Origin of the sequence: Acinetobacter sp. 3657, from assembly GCF_031456775.1 — a bacterium.
GTDB lineage: Bacteria > Pseudomonadota > Gammaproteobacteria > Pseudomonadales > Moraxellaceae > Acinetobacter.
In genome coordinates, this window is record NZ_JAVDVH010000005.1 from 25,218 (window position 1) to 40,309 (window position 15,092).

The 15,092-nt window shown below is 38.9% G+C and carries 13 protein-coding genes; 8 read left to right on the forward strand and 5 right to left on the reverse strand.

All coding sequences use genetic code 11. The annotated features are described in order from the left end of the window. Window position 1 precedes the first annotated feature (1 nt). The 5 genes from J2Y37_RS07260 to tssH form a co-directional block, all read right to left on the reverse strand. Window positions 2-469, reverse strand: a complete 468-nt coding sequence (locus tag J2Y37_RS07260; RefSeq protein ID WP_349032390.1) for a hypothetical protein — start codon at window positions 467-469, stop codon at window positions 2-4. 136 nt (window positions 470-605) lie between these two features. Beyond that, window positions 606-1,418: a type IVB secretion system protein IcmH/DotU gene (icmH, locus tag J2Y37_RS07265; protein WP_349032391.1), complete on the reverse strand. Its 813-nt coding sequence runs from the start codon at window positions 1,416-1,418 to the stop codon at window positions 606-608. Window positions 1,419-1,425: 7 nt separating this feature from the next. After that, the gene (gene tssK / locus J2Y37_RS07270; protein WP_005195646.1) at window positions 1,426-2,790 is read right to left on the reverse strand and encodes a type VI secretion system baseplate subunit TssK; all 1,365 of its coding nucleotides are present in this window, start codon (window positions 2,788-2,790) and stop codon (window positions 1,426-1,428) included. Between the two features lie 16 nt (window positions 2,791-2,806). Then, window positions 2,807-3,904: a type VI secretion system protein TssA gene (gene tssA / locus J2Y37_RS07275; RefSeq protein WP_349032392.1), complete on the reverse strand. Its 1,098-nt coding sequence runs from the start codon at window positions 3,902-3,904 to the stop codon at window positions 2,807-2,809. A gap of 27 nt (window positions 3,905-3,931) precedes the next feature. Beyond that, window positions 3,932-6,595 (reverse strand): type VI secretion system ATPase TssH, encoded by a 2,664-nt coding sequence (gene tssH, locus J2Y37_RS07280; RefSeq protein ID WP_349032393.1) that lies wholly within the window; start codon window positions 6,593-6,595, stop codon window positions 3,932-3,934. 376 nt (window positions 6,596-6,971) lie between these two features. Here tssH and J2Y37_RS07285 point away from each other — a divergent pair, with 376 nt between their 5' ends. The 8 genes from J2Y37_RS07285 (at window position 6,972) to J2Y37_RS07320 (ending at window position 15,072) form a co-directional block, all read left to right on the forward strand. Continuing rightward, entirely contained in the window at window positions 6,972-7,685 is a 714-nt protein-coding gene (locus J2Y37_RS07285; protein ID WP_034594941.1) for a hypothetical protein, read from the forward strand. Window positions 7,686-7,701: 16 nt separating this feature from the next. Continuing rightward, window positions 7,702-8,205 (forward strand): type VI secretion system contractile sheath small subunit, encoded by a 504-nt coding sequence (tssB, locus tag J2Y37_RS07290; RefSeq protein ID WP_005195653.1) that lies wholly within the window; start codon window positions 7,702-7,704, stop codon window positions 8,203-8,205. Beyond that, window positions 8,198-9,679, forward strand: a complete 1,482-nt coding sequence (tssC, locus tag J2Y37_RS07295) for a type VI secretion system contractile sheath large subunit (protein ID WP_005195655.1) — start codon at window positions 8,198-8,200, stop codon at window positions 9,677-9,679. Before tssB ends, tssC begins: the two co-directional genes overlap by 8 nt. A 137-nt stretch (window positions 9,680-9,816) precedes the next feature. Further along, a complete protein-coding gene (locus J2Y37_RS07300) occupies window positions 9,817-10,320 on the forward strand; it encodes a type VI secretion system tube protein Hcp (protein WP_005195657.1) in 504 nt (167 codons plus the stop codon). 74 nt (window positions 10,321-10,394) lie between these two features. Then, entirely contained in the window at window positions 10,395-10,871 is a 477-nt protein-coding gene (tssE, locus tag J2Y37_RS07305; RefSeq protein WP_349032394.1) for a type VI secretion system baseplate subunit TssE, read from the forward strand. 12 nt (window positions 10,872-10,883) lie between these two features. Beyond that, entirely contained in the window at window positions 10,884-12,692 is a 1,809-nt protein-coding gene (tssF, locus tag J2Y37_RS07310) for a type VI secretion system baseplate subunit TssF (RefSeq protein WP_349032395.1), read from the forward strand. Beyond that, window positions 12,656-13,651, forward strand: coding sequence for a type VI secretion system baseplate subunit TssG (tssG, locus tag J2Y37_RS07315; RefSeq protein ID WP_241322952.1), 996 nt, complete (start codon window positions 12,656-12,658; stop codon window positions 13,649-13,651). The genes tssF and tssG overlap by 37 nt, the downstream gene beginning before the upstream one ends. Then, window positions 13,651-15,072 (forward strand): hypothetical protein, encoded by a 1,422-nt coding sequence (locus J2Y37_RS07320; protein WP_349032396.1) that lies wholly within the window; start codon window positions 13,651-13,653, stop codon window positions 15,070-15,072. Before tssG ends, J2Y37_RS07320 begins: the two co-directional genes overlap by 1 nt. Window positions 15,073-15,092 lie beyond the last annotated feature (20 nt).

The following is a 15,092-nucleotide window of genomic DNA, read 5'->3' on the forward strand; positions in this document are numbered from 1 at the left end:
GTTATTTCAGTTCATTTACAGAAAAGGGCCGTTGAGTCACATTGATTTGTACCGTTGCCTCTGGTGCTTCGGCTTCAACCTCGACCTCCTTTGCTGCATTGGTTTTGGCTGGTTGAGTCGTTATTTTATTTACTTTGTCACTCACAGGTGTTTGCCCATTTTTATTATTGCTGAGCTGTGGAGTCTTTGGTTGTGCTGTTTTTCCCGCATTATGTCCAATTGGGAAAGGCGAGGTTTGTTGTCCTGAATTTACTGGAGGCGGCGCGGCATGCTGGAAAAATTTATTTAACTCACTACTTTGTGGTTGAGTAAAATTACTATCTTCGTCAGATTCAGTGCTTTCTTGAGCAGTAAACTCGATCACGTGAGTGCTTTGAGAATCTTGTTGCGTACTTGTTGGGGGCGGCAACAACACTTCTGCCTGTTCAGTCTCATTTAGTTCTTGGTGCGACTGGGCTTTAAAAAACATGAAAAATATCAATAAACTAAAGATGATTCCTGATAGAAATCCGATGAATAAATAAATTACAGGAGATAAAGTCTTTTTTTTATTCGTCTGTAATATGCGTAATGAGGTAGGTTTTTCCTGAATCATGCTGCATCAACTAAGGTAAATGGATTGTAATATGTGCTTCTTCTGCGGGTGCTGAAATCACATTTTGATAAGGAGATAAAGCACTCTGGTTTTGTTGGGATAACATAAATTTTAGCCCTGCAAAAGTCAGCGCAGCAAACATCAATAAAAATATTAAGATCCAAAAGAATGGCAGTTCATGATGGATAATATGTTTAATTTGATCGGGGATCGCTGCAAAAGGGGAAAAAGCCGCTTTTTTACCTTTCAGATAATCAATTTCATCGCCGACACGGGCGACCAGATGATTTAAACTTTCAACGGATTCAAGTCTATATTTCCCTTGAAAACCTAAAAGTAAACAATAATGAAAAATCTCGAGTGCAGCTAAGCGATCTTTACCACGACTACGTAGTTGTTCCAAAATTTCAAAAAAACGATAACCTGCTAATTGTGAACCAAACAAGCTGAGTTGCAGAGGGCTAACCAACCATGTATTTTGCAAGTTGAAGTATGCAGCATCTTGTTGAGTGGCGATGGTTTCATCGATTAAGGCGCAAAATGCATATTTAGCATCATGAATATCGTCACTCGAAAATTGAAGTCGTTTCGCTTGTTGCTCAAAACGATTTAATAAATCTAGAATTTTGTTACGGAAATCGCTGGGATTTGAGGGAATATAACGATTACGAATTAAAAAAACCAAATAGAATCCGTCATGCAGCAGATCTATCAAATTTGTCGTTTGAGATTTATTTTGCGGGAGATTTGATGCAGGTAAACCTGAACCAATTTTTCCATCATCAAATAAAGAGGGTATGCCCGTCGGATGTTGAGTCATCATTGTTCTCTTAGGTATTCATTACGGCAATAAGTTCAATCGTGATATCTTGAAAACCAGCAGGTACATAGACACAAATGGTTTCTGATTCAAGCATCTGTTGATATAACTCGTGATGCGGTTCAATCTCAAAGTAACTTACACCTGAACGAACTGGGATCGCTGTTGGAACTTGCATTAAATGGTGCAGTGGCACGGCGGGTAAAGCAGCCACAACACGTCGCTCAACATCAATGGTGCTACCCACTTTAAATCGCAATGGCACGATCTGAATGAGTTCATGCGTTTGCATCACGCTACTTGAAACGGCAATATACAGACGAGTATCACGGGTGATTTTATCTGACTCAAGACTACCAACCCAATAAGACGGTCGAATTTCTTTCAAGTTAATATTGAAGTAGCGGTTTGAAATAATGGTATCTAATAAGTCTCTTAAGATCACATCCAGCTGTTGGAAGCTTTCTTGAAGTTGATGATGTTTGTAATGTGGCAAATGATCTACGTCATAATTGGTCGAAAAGGTCAGTAATGATCCAGTTAAACGTAAAAGTTCGGAAAATAAACGCTCAGGGTGAATCAGTGGATACTGTAATAAATGATTCAAGCCTGCATAAGACGTGTTTAATGCATTAATTAGCCAAAATGAGACAATATCTCCAGAGCGGAACTCAATCAGTTTTTGTTCATTTTCTCGGTTGCTGCTTTGAATGGTTTTGATCTTTGCTTTAATGACATTGAGGGTTCGTTTTAAGTTGCTGGTTAAAGCTTCTGACGCTGCAATGTGCAAAATGGGTGGGATAAACTTCTGATCCAACTCAAAAGAACCTGAACTTTGGCGTTTTAATTTACCAACAGCGAGATATAAAAAACCATCTAGGTTTTGACTTGGTTGAATATGTTGTTCTAGTAGTTTAAATTCTGCGCGACGACGCAATAAGCTGAGATCGGCTGGGCTCGCATCGGTAAATAAATCGTGCGTTTCAGCTAAATAATTATGATAACGACTGGAAAGCGAGTGATCTCCATCCGAAATATTTTTCTTGTTGGCTTGTAAAATAGGTAAAGCAAGATAAACAACCATTTCACCTTTTAGATTGATATCATCCAACAGCAATGGTTCAGGGAGTAGGTCTTGCGCAGGAGCATTATAAATCTCTCCATCTTGCCAGATGATTTCGACTTCTTCTAACGCCAAAATATGGGTTGAAAGTTGCACCTGATCAAACTTGAGTTTTTGTACACCATAAGCATAAGGAACTAACGCGCGAATGGTATGGTTTAAACGCTGCTCGTGATAGGTATCTTGGATCTGGAAATGCTGTGGACGTAAAAATAAGCCTTCGCCCCAAAGAATTTTTTCTGCTTTAAACATATCAATTTACCAGTAATTATTCGTATTCATTCTTTGGCTGAACGCCGAGCATGTCTTGCACCATTTGTAAGGGATGCTCATCTTTAATAACTTGACCCAACCATTCATGTAGTGGCATTTGACTCCATTTAATTGTTTTTTGCAGCATATAACTCACTGGGCTGTGTGGTTCATTTTTTTGAAAGTAAGTGGCAATCTCTTGCAGTACTTGCATGGCTTGTTCACGATTTTCAACATGCGATTGAACTTGTGGTTGAAAGGACAGTTGATTGTGGGTCATTGGAACCTGAGCCGTAACTGGTTGAGTTGTCGGTGTACTTGGGGTTTCGACTTGGGTGGCGCTTTGTTGGGTAGATTGTTCAAAATGATCGGTTTTATAGATCTTTTTTAGACTGATATGAATCGTATCTAAATTTGAGTCAATCGCTGCAAAACTTGGTGAATCTAAGCCTAATAAGCCATCCAAAACATTTTTAAGTACAGACCATTGCTGGAGGATTTCATTAAAATGTTGGTAGTTTAGATATTGAAAGTTTTTATCTGTATTCAATAAAGCCTGTTCAAATTGCTCTAATTCAGTGCTGTTATTCGTACTGTCATATTCATCACTTTGCTTGCGACGAATATTTTCATGGTAGAGAAAATTGTCATAATCAAGCAAATGATAAAAAGGGGAGTGATCAACTAACGAAACTTTTTTAATCAGTAACGGTAACTGATTAATGAGCCCCTGCAATAAACCAATCCGTTGATCAAGATCATCATCTTCGACTTCTGGGTGGATCGTCAGCCAGTATTGCTCAAGTAAGCGATGGCTTAATTCTAGGCTTTTGGCAATCCCTGAAAAACCGTAAAGATTTGCCCAAGCCTCAGAAAGCCACGTCAGCAAGCGAATGTCTTTACTTTTAGATTGCAGCAAATCAATAGATGTAGATGCAACAAAATCCCAATCAGCTTGCTTAGGTTCAGTAACCCAATCCCCTTGATCAAGCAAAACATCATCTTGCGTTCTCGCTTTTTTGATGGTGTGAAACTCATTGGAAAAAGAGTAATCATCACCACAAGGCGATTGCTCATGAATTGGTGTAAGTAATGGGGATATGTCCATATTCATAACAATTGGGGCTCAATCTCAATAATCTTAAACGTCAGCTTTTGCTTTTCTACTCGCACGCTTTTTAGGTCCTTTTTCAATAGGATCTAATTGGTAGCTAATATCTTCATCTTTGACGTCAATAACGATAAGTTTCGGTAATTTATGCTCAGCTAAAGCAACAAGAATTTCAGTAGCAAGTGAAGGTAATACCGTCGAGTTTAGAATATTGTCCACATTTCGTGCACCACTATCAACTTCAGTACAGCGGTTCAATAGTAGTTCGACGAGTTCTTCAGAATACTGAACTTTAGTGGCATATTGCTTCTCAATTCTAGAAACAATTTTACCCAGTTTATGTTTAATGATTCTGACCAGTAATTCATCATGCAATGGGAAATAAGGAACGATCCGCATACGACCAATAAATGCAGGCTTAAACTGTTTATATAAACTTGGTTTTAAATGTTCCAGCAAATCCTCAGGATTTGGCCATTCTTCAACAGGTTGGTTTAAGCAAGCCTGCATAATCGCACTTGATCCAGTATTTGAAGTGAGCAAGATGGTCGTATTTTTAAAGTCAATTAGACGACCTTCACCATCTTCTAAAGTTCCTTTATCAAAAACTTGGTAGAAAAGCTCTTGTACATCACTATGCGCTTTCTCGATTTCATCCAATAACACAACACTATATGGATTACGACGTACTGCTTCAGTCAGTACACCACCTTGACCATAGCCAACATAGCCTGGAGGTGCGCCTTTTAAAGAGGAAACCGTATGCGCTTCTTGATATTCAGACATGTTAATGGTGATTAAGTGTTGTTCACCACCATACAGCTCATTGGCTAAAGCCAATGCAGTTTCGGTCTTCCCGACACCACTTGGCCCGACCAACATAAACACACCTTGGGGTTTATTTGGATCTTCTAATTTGGCTTTAGAGGTCTTAATGCCTTGCACCAATTGGGTTAGTGCATAATCCTGACCCATGACGCGCTCAGCCAATTTATCTTCAAGCGTTAAAATTTGCTTAATTTCATCATTGACCATATTTCCAACAGGGATACCTGTCCAGTCAGAGATAATTTCGTTAATAATTCGAGGCGTGACACGTTCAAACACCAAAGGACTTTGTCCTTGAAGCTGGGTTAAGTCTGTTCTTAACGCGGCGATCTGATCTTTGGTTTCGCTATGTTCATCTTGGGCGTTTAACTGTTGGATCTGTTTCACCAAGGCAAGCTCTTGTTGCCATCGCGCTTCAATCTCTTGTATTTCATTTTCTAAAGTCGAAAGCTCTTGGTTAAGCAGCTCTAAACGTTCGTGATGGATCGGGAACTGCTGATGTTCTTGCGTTAAAATTTGTTGTTCTAATTTTAGATTGTGTTGTTGAGCTTTGAACTGGTCAAGGATTACTGGTTGGGCATTTTGAGTTAATGCCACACGAGCCGCAGCGGTATCTAACACGCTAATCGCTTTGTCTGGAAGCTGACGTCCACTGATATAGCGATGAGAGGCATGAACAGCAGTGACAATCGCTTGATCATCAATATGTAGGTTGAAATGATTTTGCATGACAGGAATCATGGCACGCAGCATATCGATAGCGACCTCTTCAGTCGGCTCTTCTACTTTTACCACTTGAAAGCGGCGACTTAGGGCTGCATCTTTCTCAAAATACTGTTTGTATTCTGCCCATGTTGTTGCGGCGATGGTTCTTAACTCACCACGTGCCAAGGCTGGCTTGAGTAGATTGGCTGCGTCATTTTGTCCAGCTTGGCCGCCAGCACCGATCAGAGTATGTGCTTCATCAATAAATAAAATAATCGGGTGAGTGGAAGCCTGAACTTCTTGAATGACTTGTTTTAAGCGATTTTCAAACTCACCTTTAACACTCGCGCCCGCTTGTAATAGCCCCATATCTAATACGTGCAGTTGTACATTTCTCAATGCTTCTGGGACTAAGCCCTGCGATATTTTTAATGCGAGACCTTCAACAACCGCCGTTTTACCTACACCAGGCTCACCTGTCAGAATCGGATTGTTCTGCCGACGACGCATCAAGATGTCGAGCATTAATCGGATTTCAAACTCTCGCCCAATAACAGGATCAATCTGTCCATTCTGTGCTTTTGCAGTGAGGTTGATGGTGTATTGATCTAATGCAGGTGTTTTGATGATCGTTGCCGTCTTTTCTTTTGGTGCTTCGGTTGATGCTGTTGGCGCTTTAATTTGAGCTTGTTCACTACTTCGACCACAAATATCCAAAAACTTATGTTTCATGGTATCGATCGGGAATAGCTCAAATAAGCTCGATGCTCTGAAGGCAATTTGCTGTAAATCAGGTGCCGTGAGCAGCGCAATAATTAAATGGCTACTGCGAATCAACGGTGTTTGCTCAGCAGAAGCTAATAACCATGCTTGTTCAAATAGCTTAACGATTGATTTTGCAAATATCGGAGTACGAGTATTGCCTTTGGGTAAAGAGGCAATTGTTTCTTTTAAATCCTGAGTTAAAGCTTCTGCGGAAATATTATTTTTTTGTAATAAAATAAGTAAATCATTCACTGGACTTTGATTTAATAACTCTACAAATAAATGCTCAATCTCAATCTCATAATTCAATTGATTAATGCAGTAATTGGCAGATTTTTCTAATGCAGCACGAGTAGGAGGTGATAGTTTTGTAATTAAAACCTTTAAATTACTCATTTATTACTCACAATAATTTTGAATATCAAGCCCCGCTAAGTAAGTTCAGACTTGATATTGTTGTTATATCTAAAATATATTTTCTGAATAAAATCAAAAACTTAGCTTTACTCTATCTGAGTGTACAGATTATTCTACAACAAATGATATTAATTTTAAATAGAAAGTGAGTACTAATTCTTAAAAAAACATTTAGTAATATAATTAAAATAATTTAATAATGTTAGAAAACGTAAATAGTATTGACTTTCTATGTGTTTTTTTTGTTAAATTCGCCACAATGTTCTAGCTGCACGAAATTGAAGAGTAAGAGGGTTTTTTAAACAATAATTGTCAGCTCTTCAATTATATAAGTTAAATAATTATGAGGCATATTTTGAAAAAAGGTATTGTAGTATCAATTATTTGTATGGTTATGGGTAGTTTGGCTTACGCAGATGATCAAGAAATAAAAAATGTTGATCAGGAGGTTGAGCTGACTGATCAAAAAATAAAACCCGTTAAGTTAAAAAGAAAATGTATTAAACAAAACCCGTTGGTCGCGGGTCAAACCGATCAAGCACTATTGAAAATTTATCAGCAGGTTTGTGATAAATCGAATGCTAGTCAAGTCAATGATTTATTGGCTCAAGCAGCGATGCGAATGTATGAGCTGAAACAACCCATGAATGCTTTGACGTTGGCAAATGAATTGCAACAAAAAAATATTCAAGGCGCGACGTTGACTGATGTCACTTTCTTGGCGGGTGTTGATATTGCAAATAATGCATTACAACACATGCGAACCGATGAAATGCGTTATCTCAGTACAGATTTAACTTATCCACCTGCTAAACAGCTTAGCGAGAATATTCGTACCGCATTACCTGCGCCTGTGATTACGACCAAGGTTGTAGAGGAAGCACCTAAAAAAGAAGCTCGAAGTACGAGCACCGCGAATCGACGTGTAGTAAGTCAACCTAAAGCACGAACCACTTCTGCACCGCGTAACACCACACAGACTGCTGCACCAGCAAGTCGTCCGACAACCACAACACCAAGTGCTGTTCGACCGACAGGTACGAATCCATTCGCTTCGTTGAAAAAATAATCAAGGGTATAGAGTTATGGCAAAAAGAGAAAGCGTACAGAAAAAATTGCAACGTATTCGTCCTCCTCGTGTGCAGCTCACTTACGATGTCGAAGTGGGTGATGGTAGAGAGTCTAAAGAATTGCCTTTTGTCGTTGGGGTGATGGGCGACTTTTCTGCTGCTTCAGAGCTTGAAAAGACCAAATTAAAAGACAAGAAATTCATCAATGTTGATTTGGACAATATTGATGAAGTGATGGAGTCTTTAGCACCGAGAGCGGCATTTCAAGTTGAGAATACATTGACTGAAGAGGGCGGACGTATGTCTGTCGACTTAACTTTTAATTCAATGGAAGATTTTAGACCTGAGCAAGTTGTACAACAGGTTGATCCTTTGCGTAAATTGGTTGCAGCACGTGAACGTTTAACTGATCTTCGAAATAAGATTTCGAATAGTGAACGTTTGGAAGATTTATTGGATGACGTGCTAAAAAATACAGATCAAGTACGCCAACTGAGCGCGGAGGCGGAAAATGAGTAATTTACAAGCTGCAACTGCATCAAATGTAGAAGCTGAATCAGCAAATTTGCTTGATTCGATCGTAGAGCAAAGTCGTATTGCGCGTAATGATGACGAGCATGTTCGCGCTAAAAGTTTGATTGGTGAGTTAGCCAAAGAAGTGATGGCAGGGACGATCACAGTTTCGGAAAATATGACCTTATCGATTGATAAGCGTATTGCCGAAATTGATGCTTTAATTTCAAAGCAACTTAGTGAAATCATGCACCATGAACAGTTTCAGAAAATTGAATCGACATGGCGTGGACTTTATTATTTCTGTCAAGAAACCCCTTCGCACTCAATGATTAAAATTCGTATGTTAAATACGACCAAAAAAGAGTTGGTGAAGGACTTCCAAGGTGCAACAGACTTTGATCAAAGCACTTTGTTTAAAAAGATTTATGAAGAGGAATATGGCTCATTTGGTGGTGCGCCATACGCTGCGTTAATCGGTGATTTTGAATTCGATCGCACGCCTTCTGATATGTATTTATTAGAGCAAGTTTCGCATGTTGCAGCGGCTGCCCACGCGCCATTTATTTCTGCTGCGAGTCCAAATATTTTAGGTCTTGAATCATTCACTGATATCGATCGTCCACGCGATGTTTCAAAAATCTTTGAAACCGCAGAATATGTGCAATGGCGTTCTTTCCGTGAGAGCGAAGATTCACGTTATGTTGCCCTCACCATGCCGCATGTTTTAGGGCGCTTGCCTTATCATCCGAAAGAAGGCACAGCAACGGAAGGTTTTAACTTCATCGAAGCGGTAACGGGTGAAGACCACAATGATTACTTGTGGATGAATGCAGCTTATGCCTTTGGTACACGTTTAACCAATGCTTTCGATGCACATGGTTGGTGTGCTGCGATTCGTGGTGTAGAAGGTGGTGGTTTAGTTGAAGGTTTGCCAGTGCATACTTTTAAAACCTCCGATGGGGAAGTTGTATTTAAGTGTCCAACAGAGATCGCGATCACTGATCGTCGAGAAAAAGAACTCAGTGACCTCGGTTTCATTCCACTGGTTCATTGTAAAAATACAGACTATGCCGCTTTCTTTGGCGCGCAATCGGCACAAAAACCGAAGAAATATGACAGTGATACTGCCAACGCAAACTCTGCACTTTCAAGTCAGATCCAGTACATCATGGCTGTCTCACGTATCGCACATTATTTAAAAGCAATGATGCGTGACAAAGTGGGCAGCTTTGCATCAGCAGGCAATGTTGAAGCCTTTTTGAACGAATGGCTCTCACAATATGTTTTGCTTGATGATGGTGCATCTCAAGAGGCGAAAGCACAATATCCGCTTCGTGAGGCATCAGTAAAAGTTGTAGAAGATCCTGCACAGCCAGGTCACTACAAATCTGTGGTCTTTTTAAGACCACATTTCCAGCTGGATGAGTTGTCTGTTTCTTTGCGACTCGTGACTGAACTACCGCAGTCCTCAAATTAAAAAATGAGATCAGCCAAAAGGGGAGGTTGATACTTCACAAATGTTTGCGACTAAAGATGTTTTTTAGACGATTCAATACATAGCTGAGGTGTCAACAGACCCTAAAATAACTTTAAATAAACAGAGGTAATTTTTAAATGAAAGATATATACGTTGAGTTTCGTGGCAAATACAAGGTTGATGGAGAATCTCGCGATTCAGAGCACAAAGGTTGGCTAGAAGTTAACTCTTGGTCTCACAAAATCCGTCAGCCTAAGTCTGCGACTTCAAGTAGTGTTGGGGGGCATACTGCTGAGCGTGTTGAGCACGAAGATATGATTTTCCTTAAAGATTTGGATGCAACTAGTCCTAAACTTTGGGAAGCATGTTCTGCTGGTTATACTTTTGATGAAGTACAGATTGATTTTTATCGTGCAAACGGTGATAAGCGTATCAAGTACTTACAAATCAAATTGAAGCACGTTTTAGTTTCAAGCGTAACCCCGATTGTAAATGAAGAAGGCGTTCCAACTGAACAGTTCGGTTTGAAATATGCTGCTGTTGAGTGGACATATAACCAACAAGATATTAACGGTACTGCGAAAGGTGCTGTAACTAAGAAATGGTCACTTTCTAACAATACAGCATCTTACGCTGCATAATTAGAATCGTGATTTTTCATAGAGGTTAATGATTCATTAACCTCTATTTCCCTTATCTTTCTGTTTTATCAAAAATGAATTTAGATCATTTATATCCATATGGGTTTAGGTCAACATTGTTTGATCGCTTATTGCCCGAGCACGAAGATTATTTAAGGGGATTGTCGATTCAACAATTACGGGAGTCGGTTGCTTGTGATTTGGAGGATCTACTCAATACCAGAATTGCGCAGTTTGATACTGATATGGATGAATATCCGCTCGCAAAAAAGTCTATTTTGCAATTTGGGATCATTGATTTCGTGGGACTTTCAACTGCAAACCCGTTGGATCGAGATAAGATTTGTCAGTCTATTGAGCAGTCTATTGCGGCACATGAGCCAAGGTTGCGGCAGATTAAAGTCGAGATGTTGTTAGATGGGCATAATATGGGAGCATTGTGTTTAAGCATTCAAGCTTACTTAAATATCCATCCGTTATATGAACCCGTTTTTTTTGATGCTTTATTAAAACCGACGACACAACAATATGTTATTTCTGCAAGAGCTTAGCGCGAGAGAACTGTGATAGAACAACTTTTACCGTATTATGAAAAACAATTACAAGAGTTCGGTCAACAATCTAGAGAGTTTGCGCAGAAGTATCCAAAGATTGCTCAACGATTATCACTGAACCAAGAACAAATTGATGACCCTCATATTGAGCGGTTAATTCAGGCTTTTTCATTGATTGCGGCACGAATCGATAAAAAATTAGCAGACAGCTATGACGTATTTACTTATTCGTTATTTGAGGTGATGTTCCCTCAATATCTGCGTCATTTTCCAGCCTGTACTGTGGTCAGTTTTGAAGATATTAATAAAATTAAACAACTGACATCACCACATATTATTCCTCAAAAAACGGGATTAAGATCACGTAGTTTTAAAGGCGTGCAATGTGAGTTTAATACCAGCAATGAAGTTCGTTTATTACCTATCGCATTAACGGATTTGGATTTTCAGACTTCACCCAGTACGCATATGCATCTGAATCAGAATGCAACCTTGAGTTTAAAGTTTGAGGTGTTTAATGATGCTCAGTCTTGTGTGCTTGATGAAAAACTGCCAATTTATTTAGATGCGATCTCAAATTTTCCATTACAAGTCTTGGATAGTATTTTTCAGAAAGAAACAGCTTTTTCAGTACGGATTGGATCACGTATTGTCGAGATTTCCAATCCATTTTTGGTGATGGGTTTCACTGAGCAAGAAAGTTTACTTCCTGTTGATCAACATACGCATCATGCTTATCGGTTGTTGATGGAATATTTTTGTTTTCCTGAAAAATTTAACTATCTCAATCTCGATTTAAGTCAGTTGAAAGGCATCCTACAACAACATTCAAGTTTTGAAATTTTGATTCATCTTAAACTGAATCTAAATGATCAGGCTGTGGTGCGTAATTACTCAGAATTGAATATCGCAAATTTTAAATTATTTACCACACCCGCAATTAATCTGTTTGAAAAACAGGCTGAACCACAAAAAATAGCCCATACCCAATTGCAATATCCGCTGGTGACAGATGCGCATCATCCTGAGCTATATCAGGTGTATTCAGTGATTGAAATGAATATGGTGCGGGAAAAAACCAATCAGGAACAAACCTATTTACCTGTGCTCCCTTTCTTTGCGATGAGCCATTACCATAACGATAAAGTACAGTTTTTTTATGCATTGAATTACTTTCCATCGTCCAACAAAACCATGCAGATGGGATATTCAATTGTTTCGAAGCATTTAAAACCGTATGAAATAAAATCTGATTTTATTAGTACTAAATTGTTGTGCTCAAATGGTGATTTAGCGCATGAGGCTTTGGGTCAAAGCAACAATATTTTAAATCTAAATGATAGCAGTTTGGCTCGACGTGCTTTGATTCTCAAACGTCCAACGTCTCCTTTTGAGTTTGATAAAAATAAAAATGAACAGTGGCGAATTATTTCGCATTTGTCATTGAATACTTTGGCATTGATGAAAGGGGATGCGCTGAGCCACCTCAAAGAATTGTTAGCTTTATATAATTTGCCACATTCCAAAGAAAATATTTTATTGATTGACGCATTGAAAACATTAAGTTTTTCGACGACCAATAAATTGGTCAATGCCAAACCATTTCCGATGTTTATTCGGGGAGTGAAAGTAGAGTTAGGTGTGAATCGAAGCGTCTTTAGAGGGCATAGCTTATATATTTTTAGCCAGTTACTCAGCCATATCTTTAATCTTAAAGTTCAGATCAATAGTTTTGTTGATGTGGTTGTTAAAGATAGTCTTAACCAACAGGAGATATACCAATGCGTTCAGAACGTTGGTGGCAAGACGCTTCTGTAGTTGATCAGCTCTTTAAAAAGGCGGGCACTTTTGAGTTTATTCAGTCAGCTCGGCTATTGCGGCATGTGCCTCATGCACCTGTGTCTCGAAATTGGTCAGAAGATTTTAAGTTTGAAACATCATTTAGTTTAAGTTTTCCTGCCACTGAAATTGAAGAGTTACGCTATCAAGATGAACGTATTTATTTGACAAATCTTGTTGTGGGTTTAACAGGCACACAAGGTACGCTGCCTTATACCTATACCAATAAATTAAAACAAAGTTCGAGACAGCAAAGACTCGAAGCGAAAGAGTTTTTGGGATTGTTTAATCATACTTTGACCGCGAAGTATGTTGATGCAAGCCTGACTTACAATTTACCGATCCGTTATGAAATCGAACAGGATAATCATTACCTCGATATTCTGCATGCCTTAAATGGTTATATTAGTTCCCAACATGAGCAGCAGAATTTAGACGAATATTTTGCGGAATTTGCAGGCTTGATGCAAGGACAGAACAATACTGCTCATGCATTAAAAACGGTATTAACTTGTGTGTTTAATGAGCAGGTTTGTATTCAGGAATTTGTGAAAGAAAAATTCCAGTTAGGTGACGAACAGAAGACCAGCTTGGGTGGGAAAAATCCAAGCTTGTTGGGGGTGAATACCTTTTGTGGGGATACGGTACAACAAATCGATGGCAAGATTGAAATACAAATTGGCCCATTAAAACGAGAGCAGTATTTGGCTTTTTTACCCGAACAACCATTAAATAAAAAATTGAAGCATTTGATCCAAACGTGGTGTAGCCCAACGTTGTTTATCGATGTTCGACTGATCTTGGATAAAAGTGAAATTGGCCCAATGGGTTTAAATTCGACCCATAATATTGGTTTAGGGCAAGGGGCGTTTTTAATGCCATCCACACAATTACAACATAACATCGAAACGCGTTATGCACTGTTAGGGGCGGCATAATGATCAAGAAGATTATCGCAATATTTATCACTTGTTTCATCTTGGTCGGGTTGGTTGTGATTTATTTTTGGCGTGATACCCAATATCAACCAGAATCAGGCGATCTCATCCATTATTTCTTTATATTACCTTTAATCATCACCTCAGTTTTGATTTTACCGTGGTTGATATATCTGGCTTTTCAAAAGTATAAAGATAAAAAGCAACAAGCCTTAGCCACTGAGCAAAGTCAAAATATTGAAGCTACTGAGCAAAAAGAAGTCCAAAAAAGCACTTGGTTAGAACTGAACATTTATGCGGCAGGAGCATACAGTGCTTTAGGTGAAAATGATTCAACGCTTGAGGGCATCAAGACGCTTGCGGGGCCGTTGTTGGATAGTAATTTATCGGATGCGCATGGATCGCCAGTTTTGTCTTATCGTATTGAGGCATTGGATCAGTTGCTCAGTGAAGATACAGCTTTAGATATGCAATTTGTCAGCATGCGACAGCAGCGAATCACGTTACTTATTCATCATCAAATTCAACAGCATAATGAAATGTTGAGTGCTATCTCAGATCATTTACAACGTTCTAGTTTGTTTTATGAAAGCCAGAATTTGCATGAGTACCGTATGCATCCTGCTTGGATAGATCCGACCGTGTCGAGTGATGAGGAAACTGAATTAAAACAGATTGAGCAGGTCTATCGGTTAGAGAAGCTCAACCTGCATATTATACTTTCTGAGGATGTGATTCACACTTGGAATGATCAAAGCAGTAATGACGGTATTCAAGCCATTTTCTATGATTTAGGGATCATTCCACAGAAGTTTCATATCGAATATCATTTTGTCAGCCGATCATCTGTGGATCAGTATGTGGTTGAGTTGTTTGATCGAATCCAAAAACAGCCACACGACATTTCCTTGATCATTGCAGCTGATTCTGAACTTGATCAAGAAATTATCGATGAAAAAATGTGGGGCAAAAAAGCCTACATACCTGCTGAATATGTCAGCAGTTTTTGTGTTGCACCTGCGGTGGTTGAGGTAGAACAGTTACAACCTTTAAAAACCTTAAAGCTTGTATCAAATCAAAATAATTTAAAGCAAATTTTTGATGAGCTAGATATTCATGATTTACCACAATATGAGGATGAGGCGCCTTTTGTCTTGGTGATTGAAGATGGTTCCGATGTCAAAGTTGTTAAAAAACTAACGCAGTTTTTTGCAGAGAGTCCAATTGAACCGCATCACTATCTTTATTGCCAACCGATGGCTGGGCACACTCAAAACGTCGCAAAAGTTTTTGGATTGATGTTGGGAGCACAGCTTCCAGATCCACAGGTTGCTTTTGTGTATAGCCAAGATTTAAAAGCATTTATTCAAACTTTTTCTGAGATTAAGCAAGATCAGGAAAGCGTTGCAATTGCTGATTGATTAACTTTTTAAGAATTCGA

Bases quoted from the DNA above. Each gene is read 5' to 3' on its own strand.
- tssA (WP_349032392.1), bottom strand. From the start codon at position 3,904: ATGAATATGGACATATCCCCATTACTTACACCAATTCATGAGCAATCG.
- tssH (WP_349032393.1), bottom strand. From the start codon at position 6,595: ATGAGTAATTTAAAGGTTTTAATTACAAAACTATCACCTCCTACTCGT.
- tssG (WP_241322952.1), top strand. From the start codon at position 12,656: ATGCGTTCAGAACGTTGGTGGCAAGACGCTTCTGTAGTTGATCAGCTC.
- tssB (WP_005195653.1), top strand. From the start codon at position 7,702: ATGGCAAAAAGAGAAAGCGTACAGAAAAAATTGCAACGTATTCGTCCT.
- J2Y37_RS07300 (WP_005195657.1), top strand. From the start codon at position 9,817: ATGAAAGATATATACGTTGAGTTTCGTGGCAAATACAAGGTTGATGGA.
- J2Y37_RS07260 (WP_349032390.1), bottom strand. From the start codon at position 469: ATGTTTTTTAAAGCCCAGTCGCACCAAGAACTAAATGAGACTGAACAG.
- icmH (WP_349032391.1), bottom strand. From the start codon at position 1,418: ATGATGACTCAACATCCGACGGGCATACCCTCTTTATTTGATGATGGA.
- J2Y37_RS07320 (WP_349032396.1), top strand. From the start codon at position 13,651: ATGATCAAGAAGATTATCGCAATATTTATCACTTGTTTCATCTTGGTC.
- tssE (WP_349032394.1), top strand. From the start codon at position 10,395: ATGAATTTAGATCATTTATATCCATATGGGTTTAGGTCAACATTGTTT.
- tssC (WP_005195655.1), top strand. From the start codon at position 8,198: ATGAGTAATTTACAAGCTGCAACTGCATCAAATGTAGAAGCTGAATCA.
- tssK (WP_005195646.1), bottom strand. From the start codon at position 2,790: ATGTTTAAAGCAGAAAAAATTCTTTGGGGCGAAGGCTTATTTTTACGT.